This window comes from Streptomyces sp. A18 (genome assembly GCF_059026065.1).
This window is the reverse complement of the sequence record NZ_JBWLKL010000025.1, coordinates 68,247-82,131: the sequence shown is the minus strand read 5'-3', so window position 1 is coordinate 82,131 and position 13,885 is coordinate 68,247. Positions and strand designations below refer to the sequence as shown.

15 protein-coding genes are annotated in these 13,885 nt (G+C 70.1%); 7 read left to right on the top strand and 8 right to left on the bottom strand.

The annotated features are described in order from the left end of the window. Positions 1-76: 76 nt before the first annotated feature. A complete protein-coding gene (locus AC5P1C_RS30125; RefSeq protein ID WP_493869097.1) occupies positions 77-652 on the top strand; it encodes a hypothetical protein in 576 nt (191 codons plus the stop codon). On the opposite strand, the gene AC5P1C_RS30120 is transcribed toward AC5P1C_RS30125, so the two are convergent. The 3 genes from AC5P1C_RS30120 to AC5P1C_RS30110 are packed head-to-tail and all read right to left on the bottom strand — an operon-like array spanning position 649 to position 2,807. Next, positions 649-1,221, bottom strand: coding sequence for a cob(I)yrinic acid a,c-diamide adenosyltransferase (locus AC5P1C_RS30120; RefSeq protein WP_493869096.1), 573 nt, complete (start codon positions 1,219-1,221; stop codon positions 649-651). The genes AC5P1C_RS30125 and AC5P1C_RS30120 overlap by 4 nt on opposite strands. Before the next feature lie 13 nt (positions 1,222-1,234). Continuing rightward, the gene (locus AC5P1C_RS30115; protein ID WP_493869095.1) at positions 1,235-1,990 is read right to left on the bottom strand and encodes an ABC transporter permease; all 756 of its coding nucleotides are present in this window, start codon (positions 1,988-1,990) and stop codon (positions 1,235-1,237) included. Between the two features lie 34 nt (positions 1,991-2,024). Next, positions 2,025-2,807 carry an ABC transporter ATP-binding protein gene (locus AC5P1C_RS30110; protein WP_493869094.1) on the bottom strand — a complete coding sequence of 261 codons (783 nt, stop codon included), beginning with the start codon at positions 2,805-2,807 and terminating at the stop codon, positions 2,025-2,027. An 84-nt stretch (positions 2,808-2,891) separates the two neighbouring features. Here AC5P1C_RS30110 and AC5P1C_RS30105 point away from each other — a divergent pair, with 84 nt between their 5' ends. From AC5P1C_RS30105 to AC5P1C_RS30090, 4 genes are all read left to right on the top strand, one after another. Continuing rightward, entirely contained in the window at positions 2,892-3,533 is a 642-nt protein-coding gene (locus AC5P1C_RS30105; protein WP_493869093.1) for a TetR/AcrR family transcriptional regulator, read from the top strand. 147 nt (positions 3,534-3,680) lie between these two features. After that, positions 3,681-4,529, top strand: coding sequence for a 3-hydroxyacyl-CoA dehydrogenase family protein (locus tag AC5P1C_RS30100; protein ID WP_344530689.1), 849 nt, complete (start codon positions 3,681-3,683; stop codon positions 4,527-4,529). Positions 4,530-4,692: 163 nt separating this feature from the next. Further along, positions 4,693-5,016, top strand: coding sequence for an STAS domain-containing protein (locus tag AC5P1C_RS30095; protein ID WP_160507247.1), 324 nt, complete (start codon positions 4,693-4,695; stop codon positions 5,014-5,016). Between the two features lie 215 nt (positions 5,017-5,231). Further along, on the top strand, positions 5,232-7,694 hold the full coding sequence (locus AC5P1C_RS30090) for an ATP-binding protein (RefSeq protein ID WP_493869092.1): 2,463 nt from the start codon (positions 5,232-5,234) through the stop codon (positions 7,692-7,694). An 87-nt stretch (positions 7,695-7,781) separates the two neighbouring features. On the opposite strand, the gene nucS is transcribed toward AC5P1C_RS30090, so the two are convergent. Continuing rightward, positions 7,782-8,453 (bottom strand): endonuclease NucS, encoded by a 672-nt coding sequence (gene nucS / locus AC5P1C_RS30085; protein WP_493869091.1) that lies wholly within the window; start codon positions 8,451-8,453, stop codon positions 7,782-7,784. Positions 8,454-8,664: 211 nt separating this feature from the next. On the opposite strand from nucS, the gene AC5P1C_RS30080 reads away from it, so the two are divergent. Beyond that, positions 8,665-9,057 (top strand): SCO5389 family protein, encoded by a 393-nt coding sequence (locus tag AC5P1C_RS30080; RefSeq protein WP_493869090.1) that lies wholly within the window; start codon positions 8,665-8,667, stop codon positions 9,055-9,057. Between the two features lie 70 nt (positions 9,058-9,127). On the opposite strand, the gene AC5P1C_RS30075 is transcribed toward AC5P1C_RS30080, so the two are convergent. Then, a complete protein-coding gene (locus AC5P1C_RS30075; protein ID WP_493869089.1) occupies positions 9,128-10,180 on the bottom strand; it encodes an LLM class flavin-dependent oxidoreductase in 1,053 nt (350 codons plus the stop codon). A 211-nt stretch (positions 10,181-10,391) separates the two neighbouring features. On the opposite strand from AC5P1C_RS30075, the gene AC5P1C_RS30070 reads away from it, so the two are divergent. Next, positions 10,392-10,724, top strand: a complete 333-nt coding sequence (locus tag AC5P1C_RS30070; RefSeq protein WP_493869088.1) for an Rv1322 family protein — start codon at positions 10,392-10,394, stop codon at positions 10,722-10,724. 13 nt (positions 10,725-10,737) lie between these two features. Here the strand turns inward: AC5P1C_RS30070 and AC5P1C_RS30065 are convergent, their stop codons facing one another. From AC5P1C_RS30065 to AC5P1C_RS30055, 3 genes are all read right to left on the bottom strand, one after another. After that, positions 10,738-11,574 (bottom strand): ABC transporter permease, encoded by an 837-nt coding sequence (locus AC5P1C_RS30065; protein ID WP_493869132.1) that lies wholly within the window; start codon positions 11,572-11,574, stop codon positions 10,738-10,740. 125 nt (positions 11,575-11,699) lie between these two features. Continuing rightward, positions 11,700-12,860, bottom strand: a complete 1,161-nt coding sequence (locus AC5P1C_RS30060; protein ID WP_493869087.1) for an ABC transporter ATP-binding protein — start codon at positions 12,858-12,860, stop codon at positions 11,700-11,702. Positions 12,861-13,113: 253 nt separating this feature from the next. Continuing rightward, entirely contained in the window at positions 13,114-13,884 is a 771-nt protein-coding gene (locus AC5P1C_RS30055; RefSeq protein ID WP_493869086.1) for an ABC transporter permease, read from the bottom strand. Position 13,885 lies beyond the last annotated feature (1 nt).

Below are 13,885 nucleotides of genomic sequence, written 5' to 3'. Positions count from 1 at the left end.
CCAGCTTCGTCACTGACGACGATGATCCGCGGCCGGTCCGCCGGGAGCCTGGAAAGGTGACCGAGAGGAGCGAACCGTGATCGTCACGCTGATCATCATCTGTGAGGTCGGATTCTGGGTGCTGCTGGCCGGCGGCCTGGCCCTGCGCTACGCGGCGAAGATGCCGCGCGCGAGCGTCGCCGTACTGCTCTGCGAGCCGATCCTGGAGGTCGTCCTCTTCGTCGTCACCGCGATCGACCTGAAGAACGGGGCGGAACCGGACTGGAAGCACGGCCTGGCGGCCGTCTACATCGGCTACTCCATCGCCCTCGGCCACTACACGATCAAGTGGGTCGACGTCCGCGTCGCCCACCGCTTCGCGGGCGGCCCGCCGCCCTCGACCCCCAAGTACGGCATGCCCCGCGCCCTCCACGAGTGGAAACTCGCAGCGCGCTGGATCCTGGCGGGCCTGATCGCGATGGCGCTGCTTCAGGGTGCGATCTGGTACGTGGGCGGCGACGGGGACATCGGCTCGCTGCGGATGTGGCAGCAGAAGATGCTGTGGCTGATCGGCATCAACGTGATCATCGCCGGGGGGTACACGGTCTTCCCGAAGAAGGCGCCGCCGGTGGAGAGCGCGAAGGAGCGGCCGGGCTTCCTGAGCAAGCTCTAACGCTCGCCGCCGGGCACCCACAGCACGTCTCCGACCTCCTTGTTCGCAGTCCGGGCCAGGATGAACAGGAGGTCGGACAGGCGGTTCAGATAGGTCGCCGTCAGGGCATTCATCGCCGCGCCGTGCACCTCAAGGGCCGCCCAGGTCGACCGCTCCGCCCGCCGCACCACCGTGCACGCCTGGTGCAGCAGCGCCGCGCCCGGCGTGCCGCCCGGCAGGATGAAGCTGCGCAGCTTCTCCAGCTGCTCGTTGAAGCGGTCGCAGTCCGCCTCCAGCTTGTCGATGTAGAACTGCTCGACGCGCAGCGGCGGGTACTCCGGGTTCTCGGCGACCGGCGTCGACAGGTCGGCGCCCACGTCGAAGAGGTCGTTCTGGACCCGGACCAGGACCTTCACGACCGCTTCGTCGAGCTCGCCGAGGGCGATCGCCGTGCCGATGACCGCGTTGGCCTCGTTGGCGTCGGCGTACGCCGAGATCCGCAGATCGGTCTTGGCGGTCCGGCTCATGTCACCGAGGGCCGTCGTGCCCTGGTCGCCGGTCCGGGTGTAGATGCGCGTCAGATTGACCATGAGGTCAGCCTAGTTACGCACCGGCCTTCCGGAAGACACGTGTGCCCACCGTCACGGACCCGAGCGTGAGCACGCCCGCCATCAGGACGCCGTACAGCATCGCCGTACTCGCGTACTCGCCCACATAGGCCGCCCGCACCGCGTCCACGAGATAGCGGAACGGCATGAAGTGCGAGAGCACGTCAAGCCAGCCCGGCGCGAGCGCCATCGGGAGCATCAGGCCGGAGAGCAGCATCGAGGGCATGCTGACCGCGTTGATCACGGGTCCGAACTCGTGCGGCTTGGAGACGAGCAGCGCGAGCGCGTACGAGAGCGACGCGAGGACGACGGTCAGGACCCCCACGAACGCGAACCCGATGAGGATGCCGGCGAGCGGCGCCCGCAGCCCCATCACCACGGCGGCGAGGACCAGCAGGACCGCCTGGAAGACGAAGAGCACGGCATCGCGGAGCACCCGCCCCAGAAGGAGCGCGAGCCGGCTGACCGGCGTCACCCGCATCCGCTCCACGACGCCGGACTGCTTCTCGATGATGATCGCGAATCCGCTGTACGAGGCGCCGAACAGGCCGAGTTGGAGCAACAGACCCGGCACGAGCACCTGCCAGGAGTCGCCGCGCGAGCCGAGCGGCAGGTCGGTCAGGAGCGGGCCGAAGAAGAGCAGGTAGAGCAGCGGCATCAGGACGCCGAAGAGGATCTGGAACTTGGAGCGCAGGGTCTGGCGGGCGTACCGCCCGAAGATCAGCGCGGTGTCGGAGAGGAACGCAGACATGTGAGGTCCTTGAGTTTTGTGCGGCTCGGGGGATTCAGACGGCGACGGGAGCCGTGTCCTTGGGTGCGAGGTCGCGCCCGGTGACGGCCAGGAACGTGTCCTGGAGCGAGGCGTCGAGGGAGCCGCCGTACCGGAGCTTGAGCGCGCTCGGCGTGCCCTCGGCGACCACGACGCCCTTGTCGATGACGACCAGGCGGTCGCAGAGCGCGTCGGCCTCGTCGAGGTAGTGCGTGGTCAGGACGACGGTGGTGCCGTGGTCGTCGCGCAGCCGCCGCACCAGGGCCCACAGGTCGGCCCTGCTGCCCGGGTCGAGCCCGGTGGTCGGCTCGTCGAGGAAGAGCACCTCGGGCCGGTGCATGAGTCCCATGGCGATGTCCAGGCGTCGCCGCTGGCCGCCGGAGAGGGCCGCGCACGTGCGGTCCAGGAGGTCGGCGAGGCCGAGATCGTCCGCCAACTCCACTGCTCGGAGAGCCGATTGAGGCTTCGTCAGGCGGTAGAGGCGACCCTGGGTGACCAGTTCCTCCCGTACGGAGATGTTCGGGTCGACGCCGCCGGACTGGGCCACGTACCCGATCTTGTGTCGGACGGCGGCCGGATCGCGGGCCAGGTCGAGGCCCGCGACGGTGGCGGCGCCGCCGGTGGGGGTCAGGAGCGTGGTGAGCATGCGCAGCGTCGTCGTCTTGCCCGCGCCGTTCGGTCCGAGGAAGCCGAGGATCTCGCCGGGGGCGACGGTCAGGTCGATGCCGCGGACGGCCTCGACGGTGCCGCGCTTGGTCCGGAAGGTCTGGGTGAGCCCCGCCGTGCTGATGATTGCCATGGCGACCACAAAAACAGAGTCTCTTAAATTTTGCAATGACACCAAGTTTTCAGTCGCCCTAGCCAGTGGTCGTAGGGTGGAGCCATGGCTGAAGGACTCAGGGAGCGCAAGAAGCGGCAGACCAAGCAGCGGATCTCGGACATCGCGACGGGGCTGTTCCTGGAGCACGGCTTCGGCACGGTGACCGTCGCGGACGTCGCGGAAGCCGCGGACGTCTCCGTGAACACCGTCTACAACTACTTCCCGGCCAAGGAGGACCTCTTCCTCGACCGGGGCGAGGCCGTCGTCGACCGTCTCTCCGGGTACGTACGCGGCCGTCGCGAGGGGGAGTCCGCCGCCGCCGCGGTCCTGCGCGCCCTGCGTACGGACGTGGAGGGCGTGTCGCCGCACGTCGGCCTCTTCACGGGCTGGGCCGACTTCATGAAGGTCATCACCGAGGCCCACCCCCTGCGCTCCCGGCTCTGGGAGATCCAGCAGCAGGCGCTCGGTCACCTCACGAAGACCCTCGCCGATGAGGCGGACGCCGCCGACGGCGACCCGATGCCCGGCCTGATCGCCGGTCAGCTCTCCTGGGTCCACAGCACGCTCATGGCGTGGATCGGCGACGAGATGGTCAAGGGCCGCAAGCCTGCCGAAGTGTCCCGGGATGCCCTCGTGCTGCTCGACGAGATGGAGGACCTGCTCGGCGAGAAGGTCCTCAACTACGCGGTGCGCGGCGCCGAATGAGGCGTACCAGTGTGATGTCCGTCATTCGAGACGTGACGCGCATCTCTTCGCGGCCACCTCGGCGCTCACGACCGCTAATGTCCGCCGGAAGGGCAAACGTAAACAGCGTGTAAGCCAGGCGTGATAAGCGGTAGGGGAGTCGGAACAGTGGCACGGAAGCTCGCCGTCATCGGAGCCGGACTCATGGGGTCCGGCATCGCTCAGGTCTCGGCCCAGGCGGGCTGGGACGTCGTCCTGCGCGACGTCACCGATGAGGCCCTGACCCGTGGCACCGACGGGATCAAGGCGTCGTACGACAAGTTCGTGAGCAAGGGCAAGCTCGCCGCCGATGACGCCGAGGCGGCGCTCGGGCGCATCACGACGAGCACCGACATGGACGCCGTCGCCGACGCGGACATCGTCGTCGAGGCCGTCTTCGAGAAGCTCGAGGTCAAGCACGAGATCTTCCGTACGCTCGACAAGATCGTGCGCGAGGACGCCGTGCTCGCGTCGAACACCTCCGCCATCCCGATCACGAAGATCGCGGCCGTGACGGAGCGTCCGGAGCGGGTCGTGGGCGCGCACTTCTTCTCGCCGGTGCCGATGATGCAGCTGTGCGAACTCGTGCGCGGCTACAAGACCAGCGACGAAACCCTCGCCCGCACGCGGGAGTTCGCCGAGTCCGTCGGCAAGACCTGCATCGTCGTGAACCGCGATGTCGCCGGCTTTGTGACGACCCGTCTGATCTCGGCGCTCGTCGTCGAGGCCGCCAAGCTCTACGAGTCGGGCGTCGCCACCGCCGAGGACATCGACATCGCCTGCAAGCTCGGCTTCGGGCACGCCATGGGACCGCTCGCGACCGCCGACCTGACGGGCGTCGACATCCTGCTGCACGCCACGAGCAACATCTACACGGAGTCCCAGGACGAGAAGTTCGCCCCGCCCGAGCTGATGCGCCGGATGGTTGACGCCGGTGACATCGGCCGCAAGAGCGGGCAGGGGTTCTACAAGCACTGACGTCTGCTCCCTCCCTCGCGGGGTCACCCCTCGGAGTGAATTCGGTATCGGTTCGCTCACAGACGGCAACTTCCTTGCCCGTGCGGCAGTCAGTTGCAGTGACATACGCAGACGCCTTACGGAACAGACGTCACAGGAAACTCAGCACTCTCGGGGAGCGCATATGCACATCAGGGGCGACCAGGCCCAGCTGGTCGTCGGGGGACGCCTCGACGTACGCAGCGCGGCGGACGCCCGAACGGTCCTGCACTCGGCCGTCGACGACGGAGCCGGTGACCTGGTGCTCGACCTGTCCGAACTCGACTCGTGGGACGCCACGGGACTCGGCGTCATCATGGGCGCGCACCGGCGCGCGGGACGATGCGGGCGCCGGCTCGTGCTGCGCAGTGTGCCGCCCCAGATGCAGCGCCTGCTCGTGGCCACCCGGCTGCACAGGATTCTTGCCATCGAGGGTGGCATCGGGGTGGAATCACTGCCCCGTGTGTGAGACACCTCTCGCGCACAATCCTCACGAGACTGTGACGTCTCGGACGGCGCGGTACCCCGCCCGTTCGGAGATACTGAGCGAAGGTCTAGGGTTCGGTCGCCCACCGTCATGACGAAGACAGACGCCCGAGCGGGGGCACCGGACCAGAAGCGACAGCGCAGTGTGCACAAGGCCGGAGGGGGCTGTGTACACGACGCATCTGGGGGGCTTTGACCATGGACCCGATGAACCGGGGACCGGAAGAGTACGGCCATGACGGCATCAACGACGACGATTCGGCGCGTCCCGTGCGGCCACCGCGCGATCCTCTGACACCGGACATCGGGCAGCCCGCGCCCACGCTCGCCCGCACCGTCCAGCTCGTCTCGGGCGACTTCCTGCTCACCGTGAACCCGGTCGACGGCAGCGAGATCGAGCCCTGCCCGCCGGGCGAGCGGCCCGCACGCCCCGTCAAGCGCACCGCCGCCGAGCGTGCCGAGCTGCGCCGGGCGTCGGCGCCGCCCATGCCACCGGGGCCCGCACTGCCCCGGCTGCCGCTCCTGGAGCGGCAGGAGGAGCGCGAGCGGCTCGTGCGCCTGGTCGCACGCGGGCGCTCGGTGCGGCTCACGGGTCCCGCGGGCTCGGGGCGCACGGCCCTCCTGGGCGCCGTAGCCGAGGACTGCGCGGACCTCGCACCGGACGGCGTCATCCGGCTCTCCGGGTACCACAAGACGCCCGCCGACCTGCTCCAGGACCTCTTCGGCGCGGTCTACAACGCACCGTTGCACCGCCCCGACCGTGCCCTGCTGCTCGAACTCGTCCACGAGATCGGCGCCGTCGTCGTCCTGGACGACGTGGAGTTCGGCGCGGCCGCTCTGGAGGAGCTGCTCGACGCCACACCCGAGTGCGCCTTCCTCATCTCCGCGACCCCCGACGTCGCGGCGCCGTCGCCCGACTCGCACCTCGAAGAGGTCTTCCTCGGCGGCCTGGGCCGCAGCGGCAGCCTCGAACTCCTGGAGCGCGCCGTCGGCCGCGTCCTCAACGACGACGAGGCCAACTGGGCGGGCGACCTGTGGTTCGAGTCGGAGGGCCTGCCCCTGCGCTTCGTCCAGGCGGGTGCCCTGCTGCGCCAGCGCGACCAACTGCGCGCCGACCCGAACGCCTTCGACGAGTACGGCTACTTCACCGACGCCCCGGTCGACGCGCCCTTCGGCGCCGAGGGCCACGAAGTACCGCTGCCCTCGCTCGCGGACGGCGCGGCGCCCGCCGCGCTGCTCGCCTCCCGCCTGAGCCCGTCGGCGCGCACGACCCTGCGGTTCGCCGTCGCGCTCGGCGGCGAGCTGCCGCACCAGGCGCATCTGCCCGCCCTCGTGGGGGACACCCACGCGGACGCGGCCCTCGCCGAGCTGGTCTCCACGGCGCTCGTCACGGCGGTCGGCGCGCACTACCGGCTGGCCGCCGGGGTGCGGACGCAGTTGGAGGCCGCCGGGTACGCGGACGACTCCGCGGAGCGCGCGCAGAGCGCCGCCCAGCACTACGCCTGGTGGGCGGGGCACCCCTCGGTGGGCCCGGAGCGGGTCGTGGCCGAGGCGGACGCGGTGCTCGCGGCGCTGGGCGTCCTGGTGGCGGGACAGTCCGCTTCGGGCGCGTCCGTCGCCGGTGAGGAGAGCGCCGCCGTGCTGCTCGCCCGCACCGTGGCGCCTGCCTTCGCGGGAGGGCTCGACTGGGGCGCCTGGGAGCGTGCCCTGCGGGCGGGCCAGGAGGCGGCGCGGACCGCGGGTGAGGTCGCCGAAGAGGCGTACTTCCACCATGAGCTCGGCATCCTCGCGCTCTGCGGCGGCTCGCTCGACCGTGCCCGCGTCGAGCTGGAGGCCTCCATCGGCCTGCGCGGCGCGCTCGCCGACAAGCGGGGCATGATCGCGGGCCGCAGGGCCCTCGCCCTGGTCGCCGACCGCTCGGGCAACGTGCTGCACGGCGGAAGCACGGCAGCGGGCGAAGAAGTGCCCGACGCCCGCTACGAGGAGTCGGCATCGCCCCCCGGTGGCGTGCCCGCGGCGTTCGCGCTGCCCACACCGCCTCCGGAGCCCGAGACCCTGGTCACGCGCAAGGCCGCCCCGGCGGCGAGCGTGGGCGGCCCGGCACCGACGCGCCGCTCCATCGTGAACGGCACCCGGCGCAACCTCGTGGCGGCGGGCGCGGGAGCCCTCCTGGCCGCCGTGCTCGGCACGGTGGTGACCCTCGGCGCGACGTCCGACGGCAACGACAATCCGCCCGACAAGGTCAAGACGGAGCAGTCGGCGAGCGAGGACCAGGACGACGACGGCCTGACCGCCGACAAGCCGGCGAAGGACTCGACGAGCCGCCCGGACGACGGCACGGGCGAGGTCCCCGGAGCCGAGGACGGGACGCCGAGCGAGAGCGAGAGCGGCGAACCGTCGGACGAGCCGAGCGACAGCGGCAAGCCGACCGACGACGACTCGGGCAAGCCGACCGACGAGCCGACGACGAAGCCGCCGACGACCAAGCCGCCCACGACGAAGCCGCCGACCACGAAGCCGCCCACGACGAAGCCGCCGACCACCCCGCCGCCGACGACGGACCCGCCGACCACGAGTCCGACGCCGGACCCGCCGTCGTCCCCGGACACCTCGGACTCGGCTGGCGGCTCAGCGAGCGGCAGCGCGTCCGGCACGTCGTGACGGCCTGAGGCACGTACGGAAAGTGAGGGCCGGGTCCACAGGACCCGGCCCTCACTCGCGTACGGGAACTCCCGCGTACCAGAACTCCTAGAACAGCCGCAGCTTGTCGTCCTCGATGCCGCGCATCGCGTTGTAGTCCAGGACGGCGCAGCCGATGCCCCGGTCCGTGGCGAGCACGCGGGCCTGCGGCTTGATCTCCTGCGCGGCGAAGATGCCCTTGACGGGGGCCAGGTGCGGGTCGCGGTTCAACAGCTCGAGGTAGCGGGTGAGTTGCTCGACACCGTCGATCTCGCCGCGCCGCTTGATCTCGACGGCGACGGTCTGCCCGTCGGCGTCGCGGCAGAGGATGTCCACCGGGCCGATCGCCGTCATGTACTCGCGCCGGATCAGTGAGTAGCCGTCTCCGAGCGTCTCGATCCGGTCGGCGAGCAGCTCCTGAAGGTGTGCTTCCACGCCGTCCTTGATGAGGCCGGGATCGACGCCCAATTCGTGCGAGGAATCGTGCAGGATCTCTTCCATCGTGATGATGAGTTTCTCGCCCGCCTTGTTCACGACGGTCCAGACACCCGCCTCGTCTCCCGTCCCCTCCTTCAAGGTGCAGGGCGGGGACATCCAGTTGAGGGGTTTGTAGGCCCGGTCGTCCGCGTGGATCGAGACACTGCCGTCCGCCTTCACAAGGATCAGGCGGGGGGCCGACGGGAGATGGGCTGTGAGCCTGCCCGCGTAATCCACGGAGCATCGGGCAATGACGAGACGCATGGGGCGCAACGCTACTCGACCCCAGGTGGTCCGCGCGATTCCTCCGGCGATGACCTGTTCGATCCTGGCCGGTTATGTTCCCAATCTCCTGGTGCAGCGCGGGTCCGATGCTTACCGTATAAGCAGGAGGTCGCCGTGCATGCACGCTGCGTGTGCGGGCTCCTGCCCTGTCCGGAAGCCCCCGCTCCCCGGGGGTGCGAGAGGAGAACCCATGTCGCTCGACGTCTCACCGGCACTGTTGGAACAGGCCGAGCGAGGCGAGGTCGATGAAGCGGAATTCGTCGACTGCGTCCGGACCTCCCTGCCTTACGCATGGGAGATGATCAGCTCCCTGGTGGCCCAGCTGAAGGTTGACGGCGGCGAATTCGCCGACAACCAGACGCCGCCGCCCAACGAGCAGGCACGCGGCCAGCTCCTGCGGGCGCTCGCGAGCGACGCGATTCGCGGCGCTCTGCAGCGGCACTTCGGAGTGCGCCTGGCATTCCAGAACTGCCACCGCGTCGCCGTGTTCCCGCTCGACGCGTCCGTGGACGACAGGCTGGCCCGGTTCACCTCGATCCGAGGCCAGCTGCTCAACCAGTCGCCCCAACTGCGGGACTGCTGACACCTTTTGCTGCCGCTCCGTACGCGGGAGGTGTACTAGTACCGGAGCGGCAGCTCCCCGCCCCAGCGGCTCAGCCGAGCTGGGGCAGCACTTCGGCACCGAGCCTTCGGACGTTCTCCTCCGTCGTCGCCAGATCGCCCGAGCCCTCGACAAGCAGCGCGAAGCGTGTGATCCCCGTGCGCTCCGAGGTCGCCGCGATCCGGTCGGCGCACACCTGCGGCGTGCCCACCGGATGGATTCCGCAGAGCAGTTCCGTGTACGCGAGAGGGTCCCGCATGGACCGCGCCCGGCCGTCGACCGTGACATGTGCGTCGAGCCCCTGCTTGAGCCACCCCGGCATCGCCTTCTGCAGCGTCTCCGCCGCGTCCAGACGGCGGTCCGCGATCTGCGCGACCCCGGCGGAGACGTGCGACGCCCGGTGGACCTCCTCCGGCGTACGCCCCGCTGCGCGCGCGTGCCTGCGCCACAACGCCACCATTTCGGCCTTCTCCTCGTCACCGACGTGCATGCCGAGCAGCATCGGCAGACCGCGCTCCGCGGCAAGCCGCACGCTGGACGGCGAGGTGCAGGCGACGACCACCTCGGGGCCTTCGGCCAGCTCCTCGGTGCTCGCGCCCGAGCCGGTCAGCGCCTCCTGCGGCCGTGGCACCACGGCGACCTCGCGGAAGGCGAAGCGGCCGGCGTCGCTCGCGACCCGGGGCTCGGTCAGCCACCGCAGCAGCAGGTCGAGCGATTCCGGGAAGCCCTTCTCGTACGCGTCGAGACCGGACCCGAAGACCTCCAGGTCCACCCACGGCCCGCCGCGCCCCACGCCCAGCGAGAATCGCCCGCCGGACGTCAGGTGCAGCAGCGCCGCCTGTTCGCCCAGGGCGACCGGGTGCACGGTCGGCAGGACGCTCACGGCGGTGCCGACCCGGATGCGCCGCGTACGCCCGAGAAGGAGCGCGGCGAGGGTCACGGCGGACGGACACGTGCCGTACGGCACGAAGTGGTGTTCGGCGAGCCAGACCGAGTCCAGGCCCGCCTCCTCGGCCACCTCGGCGGACCGCACCGCACGGTGCAGTGCCTCCCCCTGCCCCTGTCCGGGGAACTGGGCGGCCAGAACAAAACTACCTACACGCATCGCACTCCTGCCTCCTTGGCGCCGACGCGGGCACTCCCCCTACGGGCAACAACGCATGACACGTGCCAAAGGCACGGCTTGGCATGAAGATTGACGGATTTTCTGCGAAATGCAGGGGGGATCTGTGGGGGTTGGTGATGTACGCCTACCCGGGTGCACGCCGCGTAGGCTGGTCACACCCCTGGCCCCCGTACATCCCGTGAGGTGTCCCGTGTCCCCGCGTCGCAACCGCCCGAAGGGCGCCGGAGAAGACAGCCCGCGCACGGACGGGGGCCCGACGGGCCGTTACGGCGGCTTCCAGTCCACCGAGAGCTGGCAGGGCGAGCAGTGGAGCCTGCGCCACGTCGCGGGTGCGAGCGCGGCCGGCAAGAGCTACCGCTGCCCCGGCTGCGACCAGGAGATCCCCTCAGGCGTCGCGCACGTGGTGGCCTGGCCCGAGCACTCGGGCGTGGACGAGCGGCGGCACTGGCACAAGGCCTGCTGGAACGCGAAGGACCGCCGCACCACGCGGGTGCAGCGGTCCCGTAACGCGCCGAGGTACTGAGACCCCAGGGCGGCTACACGTCGCGCTTCTCCAGCAGCGCGAAGGCGCCGACGATCGCGGCCACCGTCACGCCGACGAGCAGCAGCAGCTGCGAGGTGCCGCCGCCCGTCCCGTCGATATCGAAGATCTTGGCGAGGGAGTTGATGGCGTTGTAGTCCATCATCTTCTCGCCCAGCGGGCGCGTGCCCTCGGAGATCATCAGGAACACGGGCAGGATCGCGGGCACCAGGACCACGCCGAGCATCGCGGTGATCGCGCCCGCCGAGTGGCGCAGCATCGAACCCGCGGCGAGCGCGAGGACGCCCAGGAGCGAGACGTAGAGCCCGCCCTTGAGGACCGTGCCCGACCAGTCGACGTCACCCGATTCGGGGCCGCTGTGCATGCCCGACGTCATCAGGCCCACGAGCAGGACGGAGCCCGCCGAGACGACGAAGGCGATCACGAAGAAGATCAGGATCTTGGCGGCGAGCACGCGATAGCGCTGCGGGGACGCCGTGAACGTCGTACGGATCATGCCCGTGCCGTACTCCGACGACGTCACGAGGACGCCCAGCGTGATCAGGCAGATCTGGCCGAGCACGAGACCGAAGAACGCCGGGATCGTGAACGGCACGTCCGCGTAGTCGCGGTCCTCCGTGTTCGCGGCGACGAGCAGGCCGATGCCGACGACCAGGACGAAGAAGACGCCGAGCGTCCACACCGTCGAGCGGACCGACTTGATCTTCGTCCACTCGGACGTGAGGGCGTTGCCGAGGTGGGTCTTCTTGACCGGGATCGGCGAGGTGTAGGCGTTGTTCATCGCCTGCTGCCAGGCGGAGGGCGGCGCGGGAGCGGCCGGCGGGGGAGCCATCGGGGCGCCCATCGGAGCACCCATCGGGGCGCCCTGCGGCATCGGGGCGCCCTGCGGGGGAGCGCCTGCCTGTGCGTACGCCTGCTGCTGGGGCTGCGCCTGCGGCTGCGGAGTCGGAGGCGTGGTCATCGGGCATCCTCGTTGTTGTTGACGCTCTTGGTCATCTCAGGTGCGGGGGCGGCCGCGTACGGGTTCGGCGCGTCCTGCGGCGGGCCCTGCGGAGCACCCTGCGGCATCGCGAACGGCTGACCGCCCTGCTGGGGCGGTGGCGGCGCGTACCACCCGGGCTGGCCCTGTCCGGCCACCGGCATCGGCTGCTGCGGCATCGCGCCCGGCGGCAGCTGCTGCTGGAGTCCCGCGCGCTGGTCGACCGTCGAGCGGTAGTCGACGGCGCCCTGCGTCATCCGCATGTACGCCTCTTCCAGCGAGGCCTGGTGCGGGGAGAGCTCCCACACGCGGACGTCGGCGCCGTGCGCGAGGTCGCTGATGCGGGGGAGCGGGAGGCCGGTCACGCGCAGCGCGCCGTCCTGCTCGGGCATGACCTGGCCGCCCGCCTCGGTCAGCGCGGCGGACAGTTTCTCGCGCTGCTGCGGATCGGTGTCCGGCGTACGCACCCGGGCGAAGTCCGCGGAGTTGTGCGAGATGAAGTCCTTGACGCTCATGTCCGCGAGCAGCTGCCCGCGGCCGATCACGATCAGGTGCTCGGCGGTGAGCGCCATCTCGCTCATGAGGTGCGAGGAGACGAAGACGGTGCGCCCCTCGGCGGCGAGGGTCTTCATCAGGTTCCTGACCCAGAGGATGCCCTCGGGGTCGAGGCCGTTGACCGGCTCGTCGAAGAGCAGCACCTGCGGGTCGCCGAGCAGGGCGGCGGCGATGCCCAGGCGCTGGCCCATGCCGAGCGAGAAGCCCTTGGAGCGCTTCTTCGCCACCTCCTGGAGGCCCACGACGCCGAGCACCTCGTCGACCCGGCGGGCCGGGATGCCGGAGAGCTGCGCGAGGCACAGGAGGTGGTTGCGCGCGTGCCTGCCGCCGTGCACCGCCTTGGCGTCGAGCAGCGCGCCGACCTGGCGGGGGGCGTTGGGGAGCTTGCGGTACGGGTAGCCGCCGATCGTCACCTGGCCCGTGGTGGGTTGGTCGAGCCCGAGGATCATGCGCATGGTCGTCGACTTGCCGGAGCCGTTGGGGCCCAGGAAGCCGGTGACCGTGCCGGGTCGCACCTGAAAGGAAAGGTTGTACACGGCTGTCTTGGCGCCGTAGCGCTTCGTCAGGCCGACTGCCTCGATCATTCTCCGCACCCATCGAATGGTTCAGGACGTCGGGGCACACGCCCCCGTAAGGGTTAGGAGGATAACGGGGAGCTGACGGTTCCAGCCAAGACCGCGCAAAAACTCTCTCGGTCAGAGGAAGCGCCAGGGGACCTGCTCGGCATCAGCGCCCCTCAAGGGGCGCGGGGAACGGCGCGGTCGGCCCCCACCGGCCCGCGGGTCCGTCAGGCCCGCCACCCACCCGCCCGGGGGGCCTCGCGCATCCGGCGAAGCGTCACGCGTCCCGCTTCTTCAGCAGCGCGTAGCCGCCGATCAGTGCCACCACGACCCACACCAGCATGATCCCGAGCCCGCCCCATGGCCCGTACGGAGTGTCGTCGTCCAGCGGCGACTTCACCTGCATGATCTTGCTTCCCGCCTGGTCGGGGAGGAAACGGCCGATCTTCTTCGTCGCCGAGACGTTGCCCAGGATGCTGGAGATGAGGAAGAAGAACGGCATCAGGATGCCGAGGGACAGCATCGGACTGCGCAGCATCGTCGCGACGCCCATCGAGAACATCGCGATGAGCGTCATGTAGAGCCCGCCGCCGATCACCGCGCGCAGGACGCCGGGATCACCGATCGCGGCCTTGTGCTCGCCGAGCATCGCCTGCCCCACGAAGAACGCGATGAAGCTCGTGACGAGGCCCACCACCAGACAGAGCGCGGTGGCGACCGCGACCTTGCTCGCCATGAAGCTCGCGCGCTGCGGGACCGCGGAGAGCGAGGTGCGGATCATGCCGGTGCTGTACTCGTTCGAGACGACGAGCACTCCGAAGACGATCATCGCGAGCTGGCCGAGGCTCATACCGGCGAAGCTGGTGTAGGTCGGGTCGAAGACCCTGCGGTCCTGGGCGTTGAGGTTGTCGTAGTCGTTCTTCGCCAGGATGCTGATCAGCAGCCCGAGCCCGACCGTGACGACCACGGCGAGACCCAGCGTCCACACGGTCGACGAGACCGAGCGGATCTTGGTCCACTCCGACTTCAGTACCTGTGTCGCCGCCATC

What these genes read in the sequence shown, in the direction of transcription:
- AC5P1C_RS30095 (WP_160507247.1), top strand. Translation starts at nt 4,693, where the DNA reads ATGCACATCAGGGGCGACCAGGCCCAGCTGGTCGTCGGGGGACGCCTC.
- AC5P1C_RS30055 (WP_493869086.1), bottom strand. Translation starts at nt 13,884, where the DNA reads ATGGCGGCGACACAGGTACTGAAGTCGGAGTGGACCAAGATCCGCTCG.
- AC5P1C_RS30105 (WP_493869093.1), top strand. Translation starts at nt 2,892, where the DNA reads ATGGCTGAAGGACTCAGGGAGCGCAAGAAGCGGCAGACCAAGCAGCGG.
- nucS (WP_493869091.1), bottom strand. Translation starts at nt 8,453, where the DNA reads ATGCGTCTCGTCATTGCCCGATGCTCCGTGGATTACGCGGGCAGGCTC.
- AC5P1C_RS30110 (WP_493869094.1), bottom strand. Translation starts at nt 2,807, where the DNA reads ATGGCAATCATCAGCACGGCGGGGCTCACCCAGACCTTCCGGACCAAG.
- AC5P1C_RS30120 (WP_493869096.1), bottom strand. Translation starts at nt 1,221, where the DNA reads ATGGTCAATCTGACGCGCATCTACACCCGGACCGGCGACCAGGGCACG.
- AC5P1C_RS30090 (WP_493869092.1), top strand. Translation starts at nt 5,232, where the DNA reads ATGGACCCGATGAACCGGGGACCGGAAGAGTACGGCCATGACGGCATC.
- AC5P1C_RS30115 (WP_493869095.1), bottom strand. Translation starts at nt 1,990, where the DNA reads ATGTCTGCGTTCCTCTCCGACACCGCGCTGATCTTCGGGCGGTACGCC.
- AC5P1C_RS30075 (WP_493869089.1), bottom strand. Translation starts at nt 10,180, where the DNA reads ATGCGTGTAGGTAGTTTTGTTCTGGCCGCCCAGTTCCCCGGACAGGGG.
- AC5P1C_RS30080 (WP_493869090.1), top strand. Translation starts at nt 8,665, where the DNA reads ATGTCGCTCGACGTCTCACCGGCACTGTTGGAACAGGCCGAGCGAGGC.
- AC5P1C_RS30065 (WP_493869132.1), bottom strand. Translation starts at nt 11,574, where the DNA reads ATGGCTCCCCCGCCGGCCGCTCCCGCGCCGCCCTCCGCCTGGCAGCAG.
- AC5P1C_RS30060 (WP_493869087.1), bottom strand. Translation starts at nt 12,860, where the DNA reads ATGATCGAGGCAGTCGGCCTGACGAAGCGCTACGGCGCCAAGACAGCC.